The sequence below is a fragment of the Psychrobacter sp. 1Y4 genome, assembly GCF_051847555.1.
The window spans coordinates 1-807 of sequence record NZ_JBPYDE010000383.1 but is presented as its reverse complement, the minus strand read 5'-3'; the positions used below and the strand labels follow the sequence as shown (position 1 = coordinate 807).

General features: G+C 44.4%; 1 protein-coding gene. It reads right to left on the bottom strand.

Annotated features, from left to right (window positions below):
- Positions 1–653 (bottom strand): magnesium transporter MgtE N-terminal domain-containing protein (locus ACS8FC_RS16470; RefSeq protein ID WP_439297569.1); only part of this gene is annotated, 653 nt, incomplete at its 3' end.
- Positions 654–807: the final 154 nt, after the last annotated feature.

The window sequence follows — 807 nt, the reverse complement described above, 5'->3', positions numbered from 1 at the left end:
AGCGTGTTTTGGTCATGTTTAATCAGATCTACCAGACTCAATAGCCCAAGTAATTGCTGGCTTTGATCGACCACGAGTAGCTCTTGGCTTTCGTCATCGAGTAGATCCTCGTTTTCTCGTAGCCAATCCTGTACGTCCGCCAGATAGATATCATCCCGTATTTGGATAATATCAGGATCCATGTAGCTCCCAACTTCCCAGTCATCATACGTATCAAGTTTATTGACTTGGACGCGCGTTTCTTCATCGAGCGTTGCCATGACTGAGGTACGTACGCTCTCAGTGACAGTATCCAAAATCTCAGAGATGTCTTGGGCATCAAGATCTTGGGTGAACAAAGAGATTTCTTGAGAAGAAATATTCTCCAGCAATGGCTGGCGGGTATCGTACTCGAGCTCAGCAAGTACTTCACCTTTAATGCTCTCTGGCACTTGCTCCCAGATGAGTAGGCGGTTTTGAGTCGGGAAAGACTCTAGTAGGTTGGCAATCTCATACTCAGACTGCTTTTCTAAAAACTCTGTAATCGCCTCATATGCTTTATCAGCAACCAAATCCTGCAAATACAGCAGTTTATATTCGGCACTGTATTCAGCCGGATTATAATCTCCTGGTAGCACTGATGGTCGTTCCTGATCGGGCATCGAGGTAGGCATAAGGATTCCAATATCTTTTATAAAGTGTTAATAATAGCAAATGGCAAAGCGTCGGGTTAGCGTTTGCCGAGTTGGTTCTTTTTGGCATCAGCACTGCCAATGTTGATGTTAGCGCTTACCCAATAAAGCGCGAATATTGGCTAAATACTCATCA